The sequence below is a fragment of the Rosenbergiella epipactidis genome (assembly GCF_018494055.1).
GTDB lineage: Bacteria > Pseudomonadota > Gammaproteobacteria > Enterobacterales > Enterobacteriaceae > Rosenbergiella > Rosenbergiella epipactidis.
The window spans coordinates 1-452 of record NZ_JABBFQ010000026.1; the positions used below are offsets into that span (position 1 = coordinate 1).

Annotated in this window: 1 rRNA gene; it reads right to left on the minus strand. The window is 50.9% G+C overall.

The window, feature by feature from the left end:
• Positions 1-51: 51 nt before the first annotated feature.
• Positions 52-452 (minus strand): 16S ribosomal RNA (locus HGT71_RS15645); the annotation flags it as partial.

A 452-nucleotide genomic window follows, 5' to 3' on the forward strand; every position in this document is an offset into this window, starting at 1 on the left:
ATTTTCATCAGACAATCTGTGTGAGCACTACGCAGCAATGTATCTTACAGGTAAGGAGGTGATCCAACCGCAGGTTCCCCTACGGTTACCTTGTTACGACTTCACCCCAGTCATGAATCACAAAGTGGTAAACGCCCTCCCGAAGGTTAAGCTATCTACTTCTTTTGCAACCCACTCCCATGGTGTGACGGGCGGTGTGTACAAGGCCCGGGAACGTATTCACCGTAACATTCTGATTTACGATTACTAGCGATTCCGACTTCATGGAGTCGAGTTGCAGACTCCAATCCGGACTACGACGCACTTTATGAGGTCCGCTTGCTCTCGCGAGGTCGCTTCTCTTTGTATGCGCCATTGTAGCACGTGTGTAGCCCTACTCGTAAGGGCCATGATGACTTGACGTCATCCCCACCTTCCTCCGGTTTATCACCGGCAGTCTCCTTTGAGTTCCC